Annotated in this window: 16 protein-coding genes; 8 read left to right on the top strand and 8 right to left on the bottom strand. The window is 60.1% G+C overall.

The window, feature by feature from the left end; translation table 11 throughout:
- Positions 1 to 6: 6 nt before the first annotated feature.
- Complete coding sequence (locus EBBID32_RS06805) at positions 7 to 891, top strand: universal stress protein (RefSeq protein ID WP_037489311.1); 885 nt, start codon at positions 7 to 9, stop codon at positions 889 to 891.
- Between the two features lie 88 nt (positions 892 to 979).
- On the opposite strand, the gene EBBID32_RS06800 is transcribed toward EBBID32_RS06805, so the two are convergent.
- The 6 genes from EBBID32_RS06800 to EBBID32_RS06775 form a co-directional block, all read right to left on the bottom strand.
- Positions 980 to 1,816: a Cof-type HAD-IIB family hydrolase gene (locus tag EBBID32_RS06800; RefSeq protein ID WP_196805607.1), complete on the bottom strand. Its 837-nt coding sequence runs from the start codon at positions 1,814 to 1,816 to the stop codon at positions 980 to 982.
- Positions 1,816 to 3,246: a glucose-6-phosphate dehydrogenase gene (gene zwf, locus EBBID32_RS06795; RefSeq protein ID WP_037489309.1), complete on the bottom strand. Its 1,431-nt coding sequence runs from the start codon at positions 3,244 to 3,246 to the stop codon at positions 1,816 to 1,818. The genes EBBID32_RS06800 and zwf overlap by 1 nt, the downstream gene beginning before the upstream one ends.
- A complete protein-coding gene (gene gnd, locus EBBID32_RS06790) occupies positions 3,243 to 4,229 on the bottom strand; it encodes a phosphogluconate dehydrogenase (NAD(+)-dependent, decarboxylating) (RefSeq protein WP_006952845.1) in 987 nt (328 codons plus the stop codon). Before gnd ends, zwf begins: the two co-directional genes overlap by 4 nt.
- A 20-nt stretch (positions 4,230 to 4,249) precedes the next feature.
- Positions 4,250 to 7,051, bottom strand: coding sequence for a bifunctional transaldolase/phosoglucose isomerase (locus EBBID32_RS06785; protein WP_006952843.1), 2,802 nt, complete (start codon positions 7,049 to 7,051; stop codon positions 4,250 to 4,252).
- Between the two features lie 12 nt (positions 7,052 to 7,063).
- Positions 7,064 to 9,139, bottom strand: a complete 2,076-nt coding sequence (gene tkt / locus EBBID32_RS06780) for a transketolase (RefSeq protein WP_006952838.1) — start codon at positions 9,137 to 9,139, stop codon at positions 7,064 to 7,066.
- Between the two features lie 354 nt (positions 9,140 to 9,493).
- Positions 9,494 to 10,342 (bottom strand): universal stress protein, encoded by an 849-nt coding sequence (locus EBBID32_RS06775; RefSeq protein ID WP_231382126.1) that lies wholly within the window; start codon positions 10,340 to 10,342, stop codon positions 9,494 to 9,496.
- Between the two features lie 358 nt (positions 10,343 to 10,700).
- Here EBBID32_RS06775 and EBBID32_RS06770 point away from each other — a divergent pair, with 358 nt between their 5' ends.
- The 3 genes from EBBID32_RS06770 (at position 10,701) to EBBID32_RS06760 (ending at position 12,437) form a co-directional block, all read left to right on the top strand.
- The gene (locus tag EBBID32_RS06770) at positions 10,701 to 11,447 is read left to right on the top strand and encodes an HAD-IIB family hydrolase (RefSeq protein ID WP_006952834.1); all 747 of its coding nucleotides are present in this window, start codon (positions 10,701 to 10,703) and stop codon (positions 11,445 to 11,447) included.
- A gap of 299 nt (positions 11,448 to 11,746) precedes the next feature.
- Complete coding sequence (locus EBBID32_RS06765) at positions 11,747 to 11,977, top strand: hexameric tyrosine-coordinated heme protein (RefSeq protein ID WP_006952832.1); 231 nt, start codon at positions 11,747 to 11,749, stop codon at positions 11,975 to 11,977.
- Positions 11,978 to 12,083: 106 nt separating this feature from the next.
- Positions 12,084 to 12,437, top strand: coding sequence for a cupin domain-containing protein (locus EBBID32_RS06760; protein ID WP_037489308.1), 354 nt, complete (start codon positions 12,084 to 12,086; stop codon positions 12,435 to 12,437).
- 109 nt (positions 12,438 to 12,546) lie between these two features.
- Here the strand turns inward: EBBID32_RS06760 and EBBID32_RS06755 are convergent, their stop codons facing one another.
- Together EBBID32_RS06755 and EBBID32_RS24810 are read right to left on the bottom strand one after the other, a co-directional pair.
- Positions 12,547 to 13,092 carry a DUF488 domain-containing protein gene (locus EBBID32_RS06755; RefSeq protein WP_037489307.1) on the bottom strand — a complete coding sequence of 182 codons (546 nt, stop codon included), beginning with the start codon at positions 13,090 to 13,092 and terminating at the stop codon, positions 12,547 to 12,549.
- The gene (locus EBBID32_RS24810) at positions 13,092 to 13,580 is read right to left on the bottom strand and encodes a DUF2945 domain-containing protein (protein ID WP_231382132.1); all 489 of its coding nucleotides are present in this window, start codon (positions 13,578 to 13,580) and stop codon (positions 13,092 to 13,094) included. Before EBBID32_RS24810 ends, EBBID32_RS06755 begins: the two co-directional genes overlap by 1 nt.
- A gap of 345 nt (positions 13,581 to 13,925) precedes the next feature.
- On the opposite strand from EBBID32_RS24810, the gene EBBID32_RS06745 reads away from it, so the two are divergent.
- The 4 genes from EBBID32_RS06745 (at position 13,926) to EBBID32_RS06730 (ending at position 17,285) form a co-directional block, all read left to right on the top strand.
- Positions 13,926 to 14,474, top strand: a complete 549-nt coding sequence (locus EBBID32_RS06745; protein ID WP_006952828.1) for a carbonic anhydrase — start codon at positions 13,926 to 13,928, stop codon at positions 14,472 to 14,474.
- Between the two features lie 11 nt (positions 14,475 to 14,485).
- The gene (locus tag EBBID32_RS06740) at positions 14,486 to 15,541 is read left to right on the top strand and encodes an urea transporter (RefSeq protein ID WP_006952827.1); all 1,056 of its coding nucleotides are present in this window, start codon (positions 14,486 to 14,488) and stop codon (positions 15,539 to 15,541) included.
- Positions 15,538 to 16,365, top strand: a complete 828-nt coding sequence (locus EBBID32_RS06735; protein WP_006952826.1) for a transporter — start codon at positions 15,538 to 15,540, stop codon at positions 16,363 to 16,365. Before EBBID32_RS06740 ends, EBBID32_RS06735 begins: the two co-directional genes overlap by 4 nt.
- 122 nt (positions 16,366 to 16,487) lie before the next feature.
- A complete protein-coding gene (locus tag EBBID32_RS06730) occupies positions 16,488 to 17,285 on the top strand; it encodes a hypothetical protein (protein ID WP_006952824.1) in 798 nt (265 codons plus the stop codon).
- Positions 17,286 to 17,336: the final 51 nt, after the last annotated feature.

The raw sequence follows: 17,336 nt of genomic DNA, 5'->3' as shown, positions 1-17,336 counted from the left end.
CTTCGCATGTCCATAAAGGTGATCGTTGCGGGGATAGCGCTGGAGTGCGATGCGGACCCGGTCTTCGAACGGGCTCTGCAATTGGCACAAATGCATGACGCGCGTCTCATACTTGTCCATGTTCTGGAGAATCTCCTCCTTGTGGAGGACGATATCGGCGCCTGGTCCTCACTTGCCACACTACGTCAGACGTTGGAAGATAACGCACGCGAGCATATCGCTCTGCTCCTTGCTGGTCAGAACCGACAGAATGTTGATGTCGTCGTTGATCATGGACGCGCGCACGAATGCATCGAAGCTGTTGCCCTCGCCCGGGACGCCGATCTTCTCGTTATCGGCCCCGGCAATCCCGCTACGCTTCGCGAGAGGTTGTTTGGGTCCACTGCCGACAGACTGACGCGCAGTGGCCGCGTCGCGGTTCTCGTGGCGAGAGCATCGCCCGAAGGTCCTTATAGCCGGGTCACGGTTGCGATGGATCTTTCGTTGTCTTCCCGACAGGCGCTTGACAAGGCTGTCGCGTTGACGCCGGCTTCCATGTTCGAAATCGTTCATGTCATCGACCTGCCGCTTCCTTTCGAACAGGCTTTACTGAAGGCCGGAACGCTGGCAGCCGAAATCGAGACATACCGCAGAAGCAAAGCGGAGGCCGCGCGAGGCAGGTTGCGCGCGTTACTAATCGATGGCGGGCTTGAGGGGCTGATCTCACAAATCCGTATCGTGGAAGGAGCACCGGCTGAGATCGTGGCGGGGCTCTCGCACGACGTCACCCGGGATCTCCTGGTACTGGGCTCGCACGGTCGCAATGTCGTCACACGGGCCTTGCTTGGAAGCGTGGCCCGGCGCGCCTTGCATAATGCTACTCGCGATATTCTCGTCGTCGCTGCGACCTGATCGGGATGTACCATGCTAGCAGCAGCCCGGCCGGACTATGGGGACAGGGCAGCAGGCGCCGATGCAATCAACGCTTGCGCCTCCGGCCTCAAGCGGGGCCTCGAGTTCTGCGCGGCGGTTCAATCAGGGGAAATAGGACATCATTGATCGCGGTGGCGAGTCCATCGTCGTCATTGGACAGCGTGACACAATCCGCTGCAGCGCGAACAGCGCCGGGCGCCTGTCCCATCGCGATCGAAAGGCCGGCCTTTGCGAACATCGGCAGATCGTTGCACTGGTCGCCGATCACCGCCACATTGGCGAGATCGATGTTTGCTCTGGCGGCGAGAGCCATCACCCCATGCCCCTTGTTTGCGTCCAGCGCCGTAATATCGAGGTAATAGGATTGCGATCGCATGACGGTAGCTTCTTTGCCCAATGTCTGAGTGAGTTCGCTCTCCAGATCGTCCAGTGCCGAAGGATCATCCGACACGGCGACGATTTTGTCGGCCTCAGCGAGAAGATCCGAAAAGTCAGATCGAACACAGGGTTCCTGCCTGGTCGTTACACGCTCTCGATCGGCGTGATGCCCGTCCGCGCTTTGCGTATACCAGCGGCCGGCGCTGAATAGCCATCTGACAATCGCCGGACGTTCGAGCGAATCCCACGCCCGGGTGGCCACCTGTAACGGCAGCCGGGATACAGCGAGTATCGCCCCGTCCTGCCCCACGAGGGTGCCGCCATTGAACGCAGCCATGGCATGCGACAGCCCGAGTTCGTTTGCCAGCCAAAGCATACCGCTCGGCGGCCGGGCACTAATGAGAGCAACCTCGACGCCGCTAGCCATCAGGCGGCGCACGGCGGTGATGACGGGAGGCCCAAGGCTTTTGTCGCTGCGCAAAAGCGTGCCATCCACGTCGGATATCAATAGGCGTAGCGGACCCATCATCGGACAGCGTGCCACGTACGATTATCCCGGGCGATCAGCGCATCCGCAGCATCAGGCCCCGCGCTGCCGGCCACATACTCGTCCGGTTCGCCCGACCGCCAAGCATCGAGCAACGGTTGAATGGCGCGCCAGCCCTCTTCGATCTGATCGGCACGCTGGAACAGGGTCTGATCGCCGACGAGGACATCGTAGAGCAAGGTCTCATATCCCGTACGGTGACCCAGATCGAAAAGGTCAGCATAAGCAAAGCGCAGGCTGGCGGGTGTCGTCTGAAGCAAAGGCCCCGGTTGTTTGACGGCCCACTCCAGCGCCAGGCCTTCACGGGGCTGAATCTGAAGCACCAGACGGTTGGGCGGCAATTTTTGAGCGGGGGCATCCCGGAACAGGCTGAGAGGCGCCTCACGAAAGCGGATGATTATTTCGGTATCGCGCGCTTTGAGGGCTTTACCCGTGCGTAAATAGAACGGAACACCGTGCCAGCGCCACGTTTCCACCATCAGCTTGAGCGCCACATAGGTTTCGGTTCGGCTATCGGTTGCGACACCCGGGGAGCTCCGGTAATTGGCGACCGCCTCGCCGTTGATCGCTCCATCCGTATAGCGGCCCCGCACCGCGTCCATCGGATCGATCGGCCGGATTGCTGCGATGACCTTTGCCCGTTCCGTCCGCAAAGCTTCAGCGTCCAGACTGATCGGAGGCTCCATGCCGATGAGGGCGAGCAACTGGAACAGGTGGTTCGGCACCATGTCACGCAGTGCGCCTGTAGCATCGTAGAAGGCACCGCGGCTGCCAATGGTGACCGTTTCTGCCGCCGTGATCTGGATATGATCGACATAATGGTTGTTCCACACGGCTTCGGTCATTGCGTTGCCGAACCGTGTGACTAGAATGTTCTGAACCGTTTCCTTGCCCAGGAAATGATCGATCCGATAGAGTTGCTGCTCGCTGGCTTGGGCCAGTAGACGCTGGTTCAGTGTTCGAGCTGAAGCCAGATCCGTCCCGAAAGGCTTTTCGATGACGATCCTGCGAAACCCATCCGCTTCATCCAGTAGCCTGGCATGACCCAGGGCCTCGGCGATCGGCGCAAAGAAAGCGGGCGCGGTCGCCAGATAAAAGATGACATCACCCTTGAGACGGTTGGCGAGAAGCTCGTAAATGGCCGGATCTTCGAATTCACCTGCCAGATAGTCTATGTTTTCGCGCCAGGAGTCCCATTCGGCATTTTTCTCAACGAACTGCGAGAGTCTTTCGTACAACGCCACAGCATCGCCCTCGTCATGACTGACGCCCAGAAAAGTGGTTTTCCTGTGTAGCAGCCCGCTTTGCTTCAGATTGACAAGCGCGGGCATAAGAAGGCGACGAGCCAAATCCCCCATTGCGCCGAAGACGACGATTGTCGCGGCAGGAGGAATCGGCGCTTTCCTCATTGCGGGATTTCGACGTGGCCGCCGAAGCCGAAGCGCATGGCCGAGAGCAGCTTGTCGCCGAACGTGCCTTCCACCCGGCTGCGATAGCGCGCGAAAAGCGCGGCCGACAGGACATGGACCGGGATCGCTTCTTCCATGGCGGCCTCGACCGTCCAGTGGCCCTCGCCAGAATCGGCGACTCTCCCGCTGAAGTCGGTGAGCATCTGGTCTTTCGCCAACGCTGCGGCGGATAGGTCGAGCAGCCAGGAAGAGATGACGCTGCCGCGCCGCCACACCTCGGCGATATCGGTGAGGTTGAGGTCGAATCGTACGTCCGCCGGGAGCGTGTCCGATGATCGGCCGCTCAGCACGTCGAAGCCTTCGGCATAGGCCTGCATCAAGCCATATTCGATGCCGTTATGGACCATTTTGACGAAATGGCCGGCACCCGGTGGTCCAGCGTGGATATAGCCCTTTTCGGCACGGGAATCCTCTCCGGTCTGCGCCAGTCGGCCCGGAGTACGGGGGATCGTTCCGAGTCCGGGGGCGAGCGCGTCGAAGATCGGATCGAGCAGGTCGACAGCCGCCTTCTCGCCGCCGATCATCATGCAATAGCCGCGCTCCAGCCCCCAGACGCCGCCCGACGTTCCCACATCGACATAGCTGACCTCCTTCTTCGCTGCGATCCCGGCACGCCGTACGTCGTCCTTGTAGAAGGTGTTGCCGCCGTCGATGATGATGTCGCCCGGACTGGCGAGATGCAGCAGTGCTTCGACCGTGCTTTCAGTGGGGGCACCGGCAGGGAGCATCACCCAGAAGATCCGCGGCTGGGGGAGCTTTCCCGCCACCTCTTCCAGCGAACCGGCGCCAGTCGCACCTTCCTGCTTCAGCGTGTCCACCATTTGTGGTTTGCGATCGTAGACCACGACGCCGTGCCCTCCACGCATCAAGCGGCGCGCGATGTTGGCACCCATGCGTCCCATCCCGATGATCGCGAGTTGCATGTCAGTCCTTCCTTGCCGGGTTACAACGCCGCAGCGATCGCGGCTTGCAGAGCCTCAAGACCGCCGCCTGATTTCTTGAGATGAAGCCGCAGGACGCGGCGGCCGCGCTGCGCCAGTACGGCGGCGTCGCCACGGGCTTGCGCAAGCTGCACGGTGCCGAAACTGGCCTTGTGGCCGGGGATGGCAAGGTCGGGGTCGGGGTCGCGTGTGATGACGAGAAACACGCCGCTGTTCGGGCCGCCCTTATAGGCTTGTCCCGTGGAGTGGAGGAAACGCGGCCCAAAGCCGGCAACGGTCGCCACCCGGCGCGCATCCCGCACCGCGACGCGCATCATCGCCAGCGCGGCCGCATCCGACGCATTGCGTTCCAGATAGGCCAGGAAGCCGGCATAGTTGCCCGGTTCCAGGGCCGCGAAATGCCGGCGCAGCATCGCGATAACGGTGTCGTCCGGTGCGCTTTCATCCTGCAGTGCGAAGATCGCGAAATTCTCATCTTCGGCGACGGGCGTTTCGGGTTCGAGTGTGCCGGCGGTCTCATAGGCGGCGACGAGCTGGCGCGCCGCGACCTTGGCGGCCTCGACGTCGGGTTGGTCGAAGGGATTGATGCCGATGATCGCGCCCGCAATCGCCGTGGCGATCTCCCAGCGGAAGAATTCCTGCGTGATCCGTTCTGGCTGAGCGAGGGAGATGCGCACGATCGGCTGGCCGGCGGCCTCCAGCATGTTCAGCTTCGCCTCCTGTTCCGCATCGACGTCGCTGGTCAGCGCGAAATGAACGAACAGGCGATCATCGCCATAGCTCGCAGGATCACCCAGCGGCTCGAGATCGACGGGAACGATTCCGTGCCCGTTCTTGCCGGTGGATTCGGCCAAAAGCTGCTCGAGCCAGGCCCCCAAAGGTTCCAGGCGGGCGGATGCGACAATAGTCAGCTTGTCGCGGCCTGCGGTGGCAGCTTCGCCGATGATCGCGCCGAGCCACAGGCCTGGATTTTCCTGCGGTGGGACATCACCGCCGCACGACAGGACCATGGGCGATGCAGCCGCATAGAGCGCCATCACGTCGCGACCGATGACGGCTGCGGGCACCATACCGAAAACCGACAGCACCGAATAGCGCCCACCGATTGTGGGATCGCCGGAAAAGATTTGCGCGAAGCGGTCGTTCATGGCGATCTTCTCAAGATCGGACCCCGGATCGGTGACCGCGATGAATTGGTCGCCTTGCCGGCCAGACAGGGCAAAAAAATAGCTGCGCAATAGCGCCGGTTCCATCGTCGAGCCCGATTTGGAGGAGACGATGAACAGCGTTTTCTCCAGATCGATCGACCTGGCGACCTCCGTGATCTGAGCAGGGTCGGTGGTGTCCAGGACATGCAGGCGCGGGTGGCTGGGAGCGTTGCCCAAAATGCGCGCCAGCACTTCTGGACCAAGACTGGACCCACCCATGCCGAGCAGTACGGCATTCGTATTGGTCTGTGCGTGCTCGCGCAGCCGGACGAGCGCGTCGGGGTCGACCTGCCGCTCTTGCCCGGCAGCGAGCCAGCCGAGCCAGTGGTCCTCGCCTTTGCCGGTCCACAGCGATGGATCGCCTTCCCACAAGCGCCGCGGCCACGCTTCCTTGCGCATCATCTCCAGCCGGACCTCGACCTTTTGTCGCAAGGCCTCAGGCAACGTGGCGGTCATCGTGTTGATCGTGTCTCCAACAATTTCTGCGCGCTTCGCGGCTACCGTGCCCAGCAGCGCGTCGGTAGCCTGGGCAAACTGGTTTACGCCGTCACTGACGAGGCTCGCCGTGACCTCGGCGAGGTCGAGCCCGAGCCGGTCGACTTCGGCCAACACATTTTGTGCGCCGATAAGGTCTGCCGCGAGTGTCTGTGCCAAAGTGCCATGGTCGCGGAACGCGGCCATCGTCTGGGGCGGCATGGTGTTGATCGTATCCGGCCCAATCAGCGTATCGACGTAGAGCGTGTCGGGAAATCTCGGGTCTTTTACTCCGGTCGAGGCCCACAGTAGCCGTTGCGGCATCGCGCCCTGCGCCGCGAGATTGCGCCAGCGTTTGCTTTCGATCATCTCCTGGTACCAGGCGTAAGCGAGCTTGGCATTGGCGATGGCGACCTTCCCGCGCAGCGCCGTCAGCGCCTCGGCTTCGCGGTCACCCGCTGCAAGGCGCGCGTCGATCGTCTTGTCGATACGTGCGTCGATCCGGCTGACGAAGAAGCTGGCGACGCTCGCGATCCGGTCGATTGGATCGCCTTTGGCGAGGCGCGCCTCGAGCCCCGCCATATAAGCCTCGGCAACGGCCTGATACGCCTCGATCGCAAACAGCAGTGTGATATTGACGTTTACCCCATCGGCAGTGAGCTGACGGACCGCCGGCACACCGGCCGAGTTGCCCGGCACCTTGATCATGAGATTGGGGACGCCGATCCGGTGCCAGAGCCGCTGCGCCTCGGCAATTGTCGCACCCGTATCGTTCGAAATATAGGGCGAGACCTCCATGCTGACATAACCATCCCGTCCGTTCAGCCGCTCATAGACCGGGCGCAGGTCCGCCGCGGCTGCCCGGATGTCTTCGATCGCTTGGCTCTCGTAGAGGTCCTGGGCACCGATATCGCCTTGCGCCAAGGCAGCGCGGAAGCCCGGGTCATAGGCGTCGCCATGACCCATCGCCTTTTCGAAGATCGACGGGTTGGAAGTTACGCCGGTCACGCCATCGTGCAAGGCGAGCTTGCGCAGCCCGCCCTCCGCGAGGAACTGGCGATCCAGGAAATCGAGCCAGATCGCCTGGCCTGAAGCGTGCAGTTGTCTGAGCAGACTTGTCATCGTTCCACCTACCTAACGTCCCTCCACCAGCTTGCGCGCGGCCAGGCACACCGCATCGAGCGTGAAGCCGAACTTCTCCTGCAGCGCGGCGATTGGCGCCGAGGCACCGAATGTGGACATGGTAATGCTCGCGCCATCGGTACCGACATAGCGGTCCCAACCGAGCGCGCCGCCCTGCTCCACCGCCAGCCGGGCACGGACGCCGCGTGGCAGCACGCTCTGGCGATAGGCTTCACTCTGCTGCTCAAAAAGATACCAACTCGGCAGCGAGACCACGCGCGATCTGATCCCTTCACCGGTGAGCCGCTCATGGGCAGCCACGACCAATGGCAGTTCCGAGCCGGTGCCGATCAGGATGATATCGGCCGTTCCCTCGCTCTCGGCCAGGACATAGCCCCCCTTCTCCAGGCCGCCTGCGTCAACGTAGCGCCTGCGGTCGAGTGTTGGGATCGACTGGCGTGAGAAGATCAGGGCGGTGGGATGATCGGTAGCGTGCAACGCCATTTTCCAGGCGACGGCAGTTTCATTGGCATCGCCGGGACGGATTACATCGAGGCCAGGTATGGCGCGCAGTGCCGCGAGTTGTTCGATCGGCTGATGTGTCGGTCCGTCCTCGCCCACACCGATCGAGTCATGTGTGAAGACGAAGATCACGGGCAGTTTCATGATCGCTGCCAGTCGGATCGGCGGCCGCATATAGTCCGAAAAGACCAGAAACGTGGCAGTGTAGGGCCGCAGATAGGTCAGCGCCATGCCATTGGCGATTGCCCCCATGGCATGCTCACGGATACCAAAATGCATGTTGCGCCCGCTGGGGGTCATCGCTTCAAGTGAGGCGGCGTCCTTGATTTCGGTTTTGGTGGACGGTGAAAGATCTGCCGCACCGCCGATCAGCCACGGGATCTTGGCGGCGATGGCGTTCAGCACCTTGCCGCCGGCGTCACGGCTGGCGATGCCTTTGGCGTCGGGCGTGAAGTTGGGCAGAGCGTCTTGCCAATCGCCGACCATCCGGCCCTCGCATAATGCGTCGAACAACACCGCAAGATCGGGATAGGCCGCGCGATAGTGTGCGAGCATTTTCTCCCACTGCTGGCGCAGCGGCTTGCCGCGCCCCCCAATGGCGCCGGAAAAGCTTCTCCTGGCCTCCTCGGGTACCAGGAAGGAAGCATCCTCGGGCCAGCCATAGCTGCGCTTCGCGCCGCGTATCTCCTCTTCGCCCGGAGCATCGCTATGCGCCTTGCGCGTGCCGGCCCGCGTCGGGAAGCCGATCCCGATCACGGATCGCACGATAACCAGCATTGGCCGGTCGTCGACTGCGCGATAGGTCTCGAGTGTACGGGCGAATGCCTCGGTATCCTCCGCATCCTCAACCACCGCGACCTGCCAGCCATAGGCGACGAAGCGTGCGGCGACATCCTCGTCGAAGGTGAGATCGGTGCCGCCCTCGATGGTGATGCGGTTGCTGTCGTAGATCCAGCAGAGGTTGGACAGGCGCAAATGGCCGGCCAGCGAAGCCGCCTCGCTCGTCACGCCTTCCATCATGTCGCCGTCCGAGCAGATCGTATAGACGTCACCATCGAACAGCGGAAAGCCGTCACGATTGAAGGTTTTGGCGAGCCAGCGCAGCGCGATCGCCATGCCCACTGAATTGGCGCAGCCTTGGCCGAGCGGTCCAGTCGTGGTTTCCACCCCGGTCGTCATACGAAATTCGGGATGACCAGGGGTCCTGGAGCCGAGTTGGCGGAAGTGTCGGATATCATCGAGACTGACCGCAGGCTGGCCCGTCATGCGCCCTTGCGCGTCAATCTCGCGTACATTGGCCAGATGCAGCAGGGCATAAAGCAGCATCGAGGCATGGCCGCAGGACAGCACGAAACGGTCGCGATTGGGCCAGTCCGGCATTTCGGGATCGTAGCGCAAGAACCGTGTCCACAAAGTGTGCGCGACGGGGGCCAGTGCCATTGGCGTGCCCGGATGACCGGAATTGGCCTTTTGTACAGCGTCCATGGCCAGCGTGCGGATCGTGTCGATCGCGAGGCGCTCAAGCGAACCATCTTCGCGCGTATGCGGACGAGCGGGAGGTTTCACGGCATTAATATCCTTGGGTTCTATCTCCCCTAATCCGTAGGCGGTGAGATGGTTTCATAATTTCTTGGAGCTTGCTGACGGCCTGTGGCGCGCTGTCACCAGAGACGCTTTGATGAACACGGACACGCGCGGATCGATCAGGCAGGCAGTGCTCCCAACCCGGCGAGCGGCCGGCTCGCCAGTCTGGGCGACGCTCGCCAGGAGTATGCAACGGCCGCGCTGGAGACCGCATTTTGCAGACACCCGGCAACCAGGAGAAATGCAGACGGCCCGTGTCTGCTCCCGACGGTGCGGCTCTTGGCGAGCGTTCAAACCCGCGGGAGAGGGCGCTGATATTTTCCATCATCCGAGACCTCAATGAGAGAGAAACAAGGCAGCACCGGATTGGCTTTCAAGCAGAAATTGCGTCGTGCCACCGAAAATGAACCGTTGCAGCCGCGGATGGCCAAAGGCGCCGGAGACGAGGAGATCTGCGCCGACATTCTTGACGGCTTCCAGGATCGCCGGACCGGCATCACCGTGCGTGTGAAGAACCGTGGATTCCGCTCGGATGCCTTGGTCTGCCAGATAGTCCACCGCGCGCGACCCATCGCACGGATGGGTCATCGCATGAGGAACGCTCAGGAGGACAACCTTGGCGGCGCCGCGTAGCAATGGGACGGCACGGCGGAGCGCGCGTGAAGCTTCGCGGCCGCCATCCCAGGCGATCGCGATGGTTCCCCCCGCTGGCAGCGGTCTATCGGCGATAAATGCGGGGCGGCGCTCGTCGAGCAGGATTTGCTGGAAGGCGCTAGCAAAGAACCCGTGCCCGCGCGTGGCAGACCGCTCCCAGATCACGACGTCAGCCAGTCTCGACACCGTGCGCAGGCCAAGCCAATCCTCTGCATCAACGGCTTCGAACACGGTCTTCGGATAGCCCAGTGCCGCAAGAAGTTCGCGGCAGCGAGTTCGCCCCATGTCGGCACTTTCCTGCAGCGCTCTGATCGCGACATCTGTCGGGCCAAAGCTGCCTTCTCCCGCCCAACTGAAGAGGCTGAGTGGCGATGGCGATGCGTAGACCATCGTGATTGTGGCATTGAACGGCTCGGCCAGTGCTTTGGCGACAGTCAGGAGTTGGGCGTCTTTTTCGCCGCCCAGTACCGGCACAAGAATGTTGGTCCAAGCCATCGCACCTTCACTTTGCTTCAGTTCGCCGTCAGACAACCCGACTACGCCGACATCTGATCGCCCGATTGATTGCCCGATCTGACATCCGCGACACCCGAAGGGGCACGCACCTGATAGTGAAGCAAAATTAAATGCAGACAAGCGAATGGTATTGCTGTTTGTCAGAAAAATAATTGACTTTGGATTTCAATATCCGATTGCGACGGGGCTTTGACGCGGCCTACCCTGGGGGCGTTAGGCGCATGCACTAGGAATGGGAGCTTTTTAAGGCTTTGCGCGTTTCCACTGATTGCTCGTATCGTCCAGCGGCAATTTTCCAGACAGTGGTCAATTGTGTGGGGTCGCGATCAGGCTCCAATATCATGCAATATGATTGCGTTTATTGAGATATAATATGAAACAGCTCATTGCCTTTGACCTTGATGGAACGCTTGCTGAAAGCAAGCAGCCCTTGGCGGAGGCAATGGGTGAAGCCTTGGCCGATTTACTGCAAGTGACGGATGCGGCGATCATTTCCGGCGGCGACTGGCCACAGTTTCACAAACAGGTCGCCTCGCGATTGCCGCATCGGGCCGATCTTGCGCGCTTGTGGCTGTTGCCGACGACAGGCACAAAACTCTACGTCTATCGTGATGGGACATGGATGGCGCTCTATGCGAACCTGTTCAGCGATCGTCAGAAAGCCGAGATTCTCGAAGCCTTTGACGTAGTGCTCCAAGAGACGGGACTGGTACCGGAACAGTCCTGGGGGGAGCGTATCGAGGATCGCGGAAGCCAGATCACATTTTCCGCATTGGGGCAGCGGGCGCCGTTGGCGGCGAAGGAGAAATGGGATCCTGATTTCCGGAAGCGCAAGGTCATTCAGGCTGCCCTGCGCGCAAGACTGCCCGACGTATCGATCAATATCGGCGGCACCACCTCCATCGATGTTACGCAGGCGGGGGTCGACAAAGCATATGGTCTGAAAAAATTGCGGGATGCGAGCCGTGTCGCTCTGGGCGACATGATGTTCGTGGGCGATGCCGTTTTTCCAGGCGGGAACGATTATCCCGCCAAGCAATTGGGACTTGATACCGTCCGTGTCACCGGCCCGGACGCCACATTGGCGGTGATTGCGACCGTCATTGCCTGCCTGAAATGAGGGGCTCAACGCAAGCGCACGGACTCCGGCTTGAACGCCCCTATCCGTCTGTCGACGATACGAGGGTCTCCATGGACTGCGCGCGGAAAGGCTGTTCGCCGGTTGCGGGCGCTTCCGTGAAAATATGCATCTCATATATGACTTTTGACAAGCCCTCGAGCGTTCGTCAGAATGCGGTACGGCGCAAGCGCGCTGTTTTAGGTTTCCTCTGCTCGGTGCACTGGCATGAGAGCGTGATGGTCGGGGATACTCCTGCAGGCGGATGCTTCGCACAGGAATAACAATGGAAAGGACGCGATATGTCTGAAACCTGGCTTCCTACCCTACGGACCGCAACGCCGCAGGACGGCTTCGACCTGGCTACCAAGTTGGCCCGCATCGGCGTCAAGGTCACTCAACCATCCGCGGAACTGCGGGACAAGCTTCGCTCATCATATGAGCAGGATACGGCCCAATTGATTGCATCTTCGCAGGTGATCGCAACGCATTTTCAAACGGTTGCTGCCGCCAATAACTACTGGCGGGAGTGAAGGGCAGGATCTTGAGTTTTCCGGGCTGCCAGCGAGGCCTCTGCCTATCAGGCAAGCTGATTACGCAAGGCGGGATACTGCGGCAAGGGCAAGGAGAGTTGGCGACATGGCACTAGAACATGCAAAACCTGGCGAGATCGTCGATCTAGCCCCCCTTGGTTCAGGCTTGAGACAGACGCCGTCGACTGCCATCGTGAAAACCGCCCAATTTGAGGCGATCCGTCTGGTTCTGCCCGCGAACACCGAAATCCCGGCGCATCAGGTGCCCGGTAATATCACATTGCATTGCCTGGAGGGTGAGGTTGAGTTGGATATCGCGCCAACGCGCATTCGCCTCAAAGCGGATCAATGGACCTATCTTGACGGCGGGGCATCCCATGGGGTGCGGGCGATTGTCGATACTGCCCTTCTCCTGACGATCTTTCTCGACGGCCGAGGTGCTTCGAATAGCAATCTGTAGGGGGCGCAGAAGGCAGGCGACGACAAAGCGGATTTGGAGCCCTGCCTGAAGGCGCTCGCACGCCATGCATGGCGGCTCGGCACAGCTGAAAGAATGTTCTTGCCGACGTTTACAAGGCCACTGTCACCCCAGGGTAGGTAATCTTCCCATCAGTAGCCCGTTGTGCTCCCGCGGTCGGAGCGGCTGGCTCGGCACGGCCGGGCGCCATCAGATGATCGACTGGGTGACCGTTCAGGAGCAGATAGTCGGTTATGATGCGGCGATGACAGCGCCACCACGCGACTTCCGAACACATCAGCGCAATGCGGCCAGCATGGACGAGGTCAATCAACTCCTCAAGTGCGCTGGCGAAAGAATTACTCAGCGCATAGTCGGCATAGTTGTGAAAGCTCTGCACCCGCCAGAACGCGTTGAGCGCGGTATCGACGTCATTCTGCTTGGGCCTGCGTCCGCCCAGGGACGAACTATGCCGATACCCAATTTGCACCGCGGCCAGCGCAACTGGCAATCGATCAATATTGAAAGCCGGATTGGTCCGCGAGCGGGGAAACGCGCGAACATCAACCAGGGTGGCGACTTGCGCATCACGCAACATAGCGAGGAATTCATCGAGATCGCGATTGGAATGTCCAATGGTGACGAAAGGTGCAGACATTATTCGATCTTTGTCAGCGCGGCTTCTTTGTGAGCAGCGATATGGTCGGTCCTGTCGCTTTTGATTTCATACTGCGGGTCGCTCTTTGAGGCCCGATGCCGGTACCCGCGATAGTCGAAATCGGCGTGATGCACCCGGATGATCCGGCCCGACACACGCCCCGCTTCTGAGTTCCAGCTGACATGGTCGCCAACAGAATATCGCGTCAAGATTGGCCTCCTCTCACCGGAGAAACGACCCGTCATGAATGTTGTTCCGATCCATTGACCTGCGCCATGATGTCTTCGCAACCCCCTATCGCCAACTGCATCCGCGCCGTCCGATGTTTCGGCATGCCGGGCACCGCTCCAGGGCCTCAGTGGTGCATTTGAGTTTTCAAACAGGTTCTTCTTCGCCTGCTTCAACTGATCGGCCAGGTTCCGTGATGGCGCTCCATGTGCTGGCGCACGCGTCTGGAAGCTCGGAGCCCTGAACAGGCGAACGGGCACGATATCCAAGGAGATTGCCGGGAGCAGCGCACAAGGCCATACGGATATAGCGCGACTTTAGTCACGTGAGGCGAAGACGGCCAACCAGAGGCTGAGGGGGCAGTGGGCAAAACGGGCAGGAACGGAAGGCCGCCCATTACCGCGCACAAGGCGAGGTCGTGGCGTGGTCAAGTGCATGAATATTTCCACAGGGGGTGATCCGCGGCTTCTGCCCCATTGCGATAGAAGGGTCGGCACATGGTGTTAAGTCGCAGCGTTTCGCAGGCAGATCAGAACCTTGCCGGCCAGGACGCCCAATGCGATTCCTCTGCGTTGCTCGCACGCAACCATGCATGGGCACGGACCATGCAGAACGTTGACCCCGGTTTCTTCCTCCGCGGGGCTGAACAGCAAAATCCCCGCTATTTCTGGATCGGCTGCTCAGACAGTCGCGTTTCGGCGACGCAGGTGCTCAACTTGAATCCAGGTGAGATCTTCGTCCACCGAAACGTCGCCAATCTCGCACCTGCGGATGACCCGAATTTTTCGGCAAGCTTGCAATATGCGGTCGAAGCATTGGAGGTATCGCACATCCTGGTCGTCGGTCATTATGGTTGCGGGGGTATCCGTGCTGCCATGGAGGCAGCGACCGATGACCCAGTTGGCGATTGGCTGACCCCTATCCGCGACCTGCATGCCGCCCATGGTGGTTCTTGTGCGGCAGGAGATGCGGACTGTCTCGCGGAGTATAATGTCCGTGCGCAGGTCGAAGCCCTCGCCTGCAATGCCATTGTCCTGGGGGCCTGGAAGAAAATGGCATCGCTTACCATTCATGGCTGGGTGTATCTGATTGATCAGGGCATTCTAAAGCCGGTCTGTGCGCCCGTTTCAGGTGGAATTGAGAGCAGAGAATGAGAAAGCGGGTCATGAATGGATATTTTTCAAGTTCAGGCTTCGTAACCGAAGGTGAGGATGCTTTCTCTAGGACCGTCGGCTTTTTCGATTCCGTTCTACGCGGGATCGGCCAGGTCATGTTTCAAGGAAACAGCTACACTGGAATAATATTCACTATTGGTATTTTCTGTAATTCCGTACCGTTCGGGGTGGCCGTTCTGCTTGGCACGATCGTCAGCACAGCCACGGCGATGTTGCTCGGAGCCGATCGAAATCTCGTACGTATCGGCCACTATGGTTTCAATGGCGGCCTCGTTGCCATTGCCCTGCTCTATTTTCTCCAGCCGACATCGCTCACCTGGTTGTGCGTCATTCTTGCCGCCGCTGGCTCTACCATTGTCATGGCAGCGCTGGGTCGGCTGCTGGATATCTGGAAGATCCCGGCACTGACGGCACCTTTTGTCTTCACCTCGCTGTGCTTCTTCCTGGCGACAGCCCGCTTCGGGCGTCTTCAGTCCACGGACCTGCTTCCGACTGCCGGCCTGCCAAGGGCCGTATCAGTCGAGGGAGTGGTGGTCGCCAAAACGATCGGCGAAGGGCTTTTCAATGGTATTGCACAGGTCTTTTTCCAGCAAAGCGTGCTGACGGGCTTCCTCTTCACAATTGGTTTGTTGGTGGGGTCGCGGGCCGCTTGCCTGGCGGCGTTGGCTGGTTCCGCTACCGGACTGCTGGTCGCCTGGGGCATGGGAGCGGCCGAGCCCGCGATCCGTGCCGGCGCCTTTGGCTTCAACAGTGTGCTGGTCGCCATAGCGCTTGGCGCTACCTTCCTGGCGCGAGGCCGAGCGTCGCTTGTTTACGCCCTATTCGCTGCGACTATCACGCCGTTCGTCTATGCTGCCGTTTCGGCGGCACTTGCCCCGCTGGGTGTACCTGCATTGACGTTCCCGTTCGTGCTGGTCACATGGATATTCCTGTTCGCAGGGAAAGCTTTCATGGCTCAAAACCAGAACCCGATGTCCTCGCTCGACTCGCCCCAGAGGTCGAACACGTCGTTACTGCCCTTGCCGCCAACATCGAACGCAAAATGACGCGGCTTTGGGCAATTGCCATTACAATCCTGGCGTTTGCAACGAGTAGCGGGCCGGCCCTGGCGCAATCCCAACCAGATGTTCCCAAGCTGCGGGAACTTTGTCCGGATCGCCCGGGCCTCGGTACCCCGGCATGTACGATCGATAGGGGTCATGTCGTCGTCGAACTTGGGATGGGCAGCTGGGTACGAGACAGCGACGCTGCGGTTCGAACCGATAGTGTTTCGAGCGGAGAATTGCTCGTCCGAGTTGGTGTCACCAATTCACTTGAAGCACAATTCGGATGGTTCGGTTATAGCCGCACTCGAACGCGCGACTTGCAATCTGGAAGCTTGAGCGAGGCTGGCGGCGGAGGCGATATCAGCATCGCCCTGCGTCAAAATCTCAGTAATCCTGATGGCTCGGGGACTGCCGTTGCGGTAATGCCATATGTGACATTGCCGATTGGCACGTCACCATCGGGGGCTGGCGATTGGGGGATTGGCCTGCTGGTGCCGATGAGCGTTGAGCTCCCGAAAGGACTTTCAATATCGCTCACGCCCAGAATCGACGCAGTAGTCGACAGCGATGGCCGCGGCCGCCACCTGGCGTTCGGGACGACGGCTGGTTTCGGCTTTGAGATCATCAACAAGCTCTCCGCCACGGTTGAGTTATCCATGGCTCGTGATTGCGAACCGGCCGGGCATAGCACGATCGGGCTAGCCGGCCTGTCATTTGGGTGGCAGCCCACTGACGCGTTGCAGCTCGATGCTGGGCTCAACATCGGCCTCAACCACGACAGCCCCGATAGGGAAGTTTACGTAGGCATTACGCAGCGCTTCTGAGATGGACATGGTGATCTCGAAGCAGGCTCAGACCGGAGGCGATCCGGTCCCTGGGAGAAACAATGCTTGTGTCCTGAAATTCTTGCGCTTCTGAAAATCTGTTCCGGGGGACCTGTCGTATCATGAGTGTGATTTTACATGTCGACGCCTGGAAATTGGGCATTGCCTTCTTCGTTTTGATGCTGCTGGCGGGTTGGGTTGGCGTCGTGGTTGCCCCCAAAGTCGGTCAGGCAACTGACAACGGTCGAACGCGAATAGCCGATGCAAGTATCGCGCTGTTCGCACTCCTGTTGGCGTTTTCCTTTTCGGGGGCTGCGGATCGGTATGAAAACAGGAAGGGCTTTCTGCTCGACGAAGCTATCGCCATAGGTGATTTTGCGGCCACCTCTTCCATGCTTGAAGACCCAGAAAGAGGGCAAATCCGCAGCGAACTGATCGGGTATGTCAAGGAACGCCTGGCGTTCGGCACCGTTCACATCGAAGCCCCCGAGATGAATGCGATTACCGCCCACAGCAGCGCACGGCAGGAGAATATCCGGTCGCTTCTAGCCGCGGTCATATCCGAGAAAAAATCGCCAACCTTGCATACGCCACTGATGAACGGTTTCAACGGGCTGACGATGACGCATGACAAGGCATTATATGGCAGCCAGAATCAGGTTTCGGATACCATAATCATTCTCCTGGTTCTGTTCGGGATGGTGAGCGTATTCATGATCGGCAAAACGGAAACCTCGCACAAACAATACAAGGGACCATCGATATGGATTGTGGTCTACATAACCCTTGTCACAGCCGTCTTCATGGTGACTGTGGATCTTGAGCAACCGCATCGCGGGGTCATGAGAAGTTCGAAGGCTCCATTGATCGATCTCCTGGATTCGCTGGAACGTCCCGACGCGCCTGATGCGCGCCGATGATCAACACGGATGACAGACGCGATATCGGGGAACGCGCCGCGGCCTGTTCGC

This window comes from Sphingobium indicum BiD32, assembly GCF_000382885.1.
Lineage (GTDB): Bacteria > Pseudomonadota > Alphaproteobacteria > Sphingomonadales > Sphingomonadaceae > Sphingobium > Sphingobium japonicum_C.
Note: the sequence above shows the minus strand (reverse complement) of the source record. Positions and strands in the feature narration are given on the sequence as shown.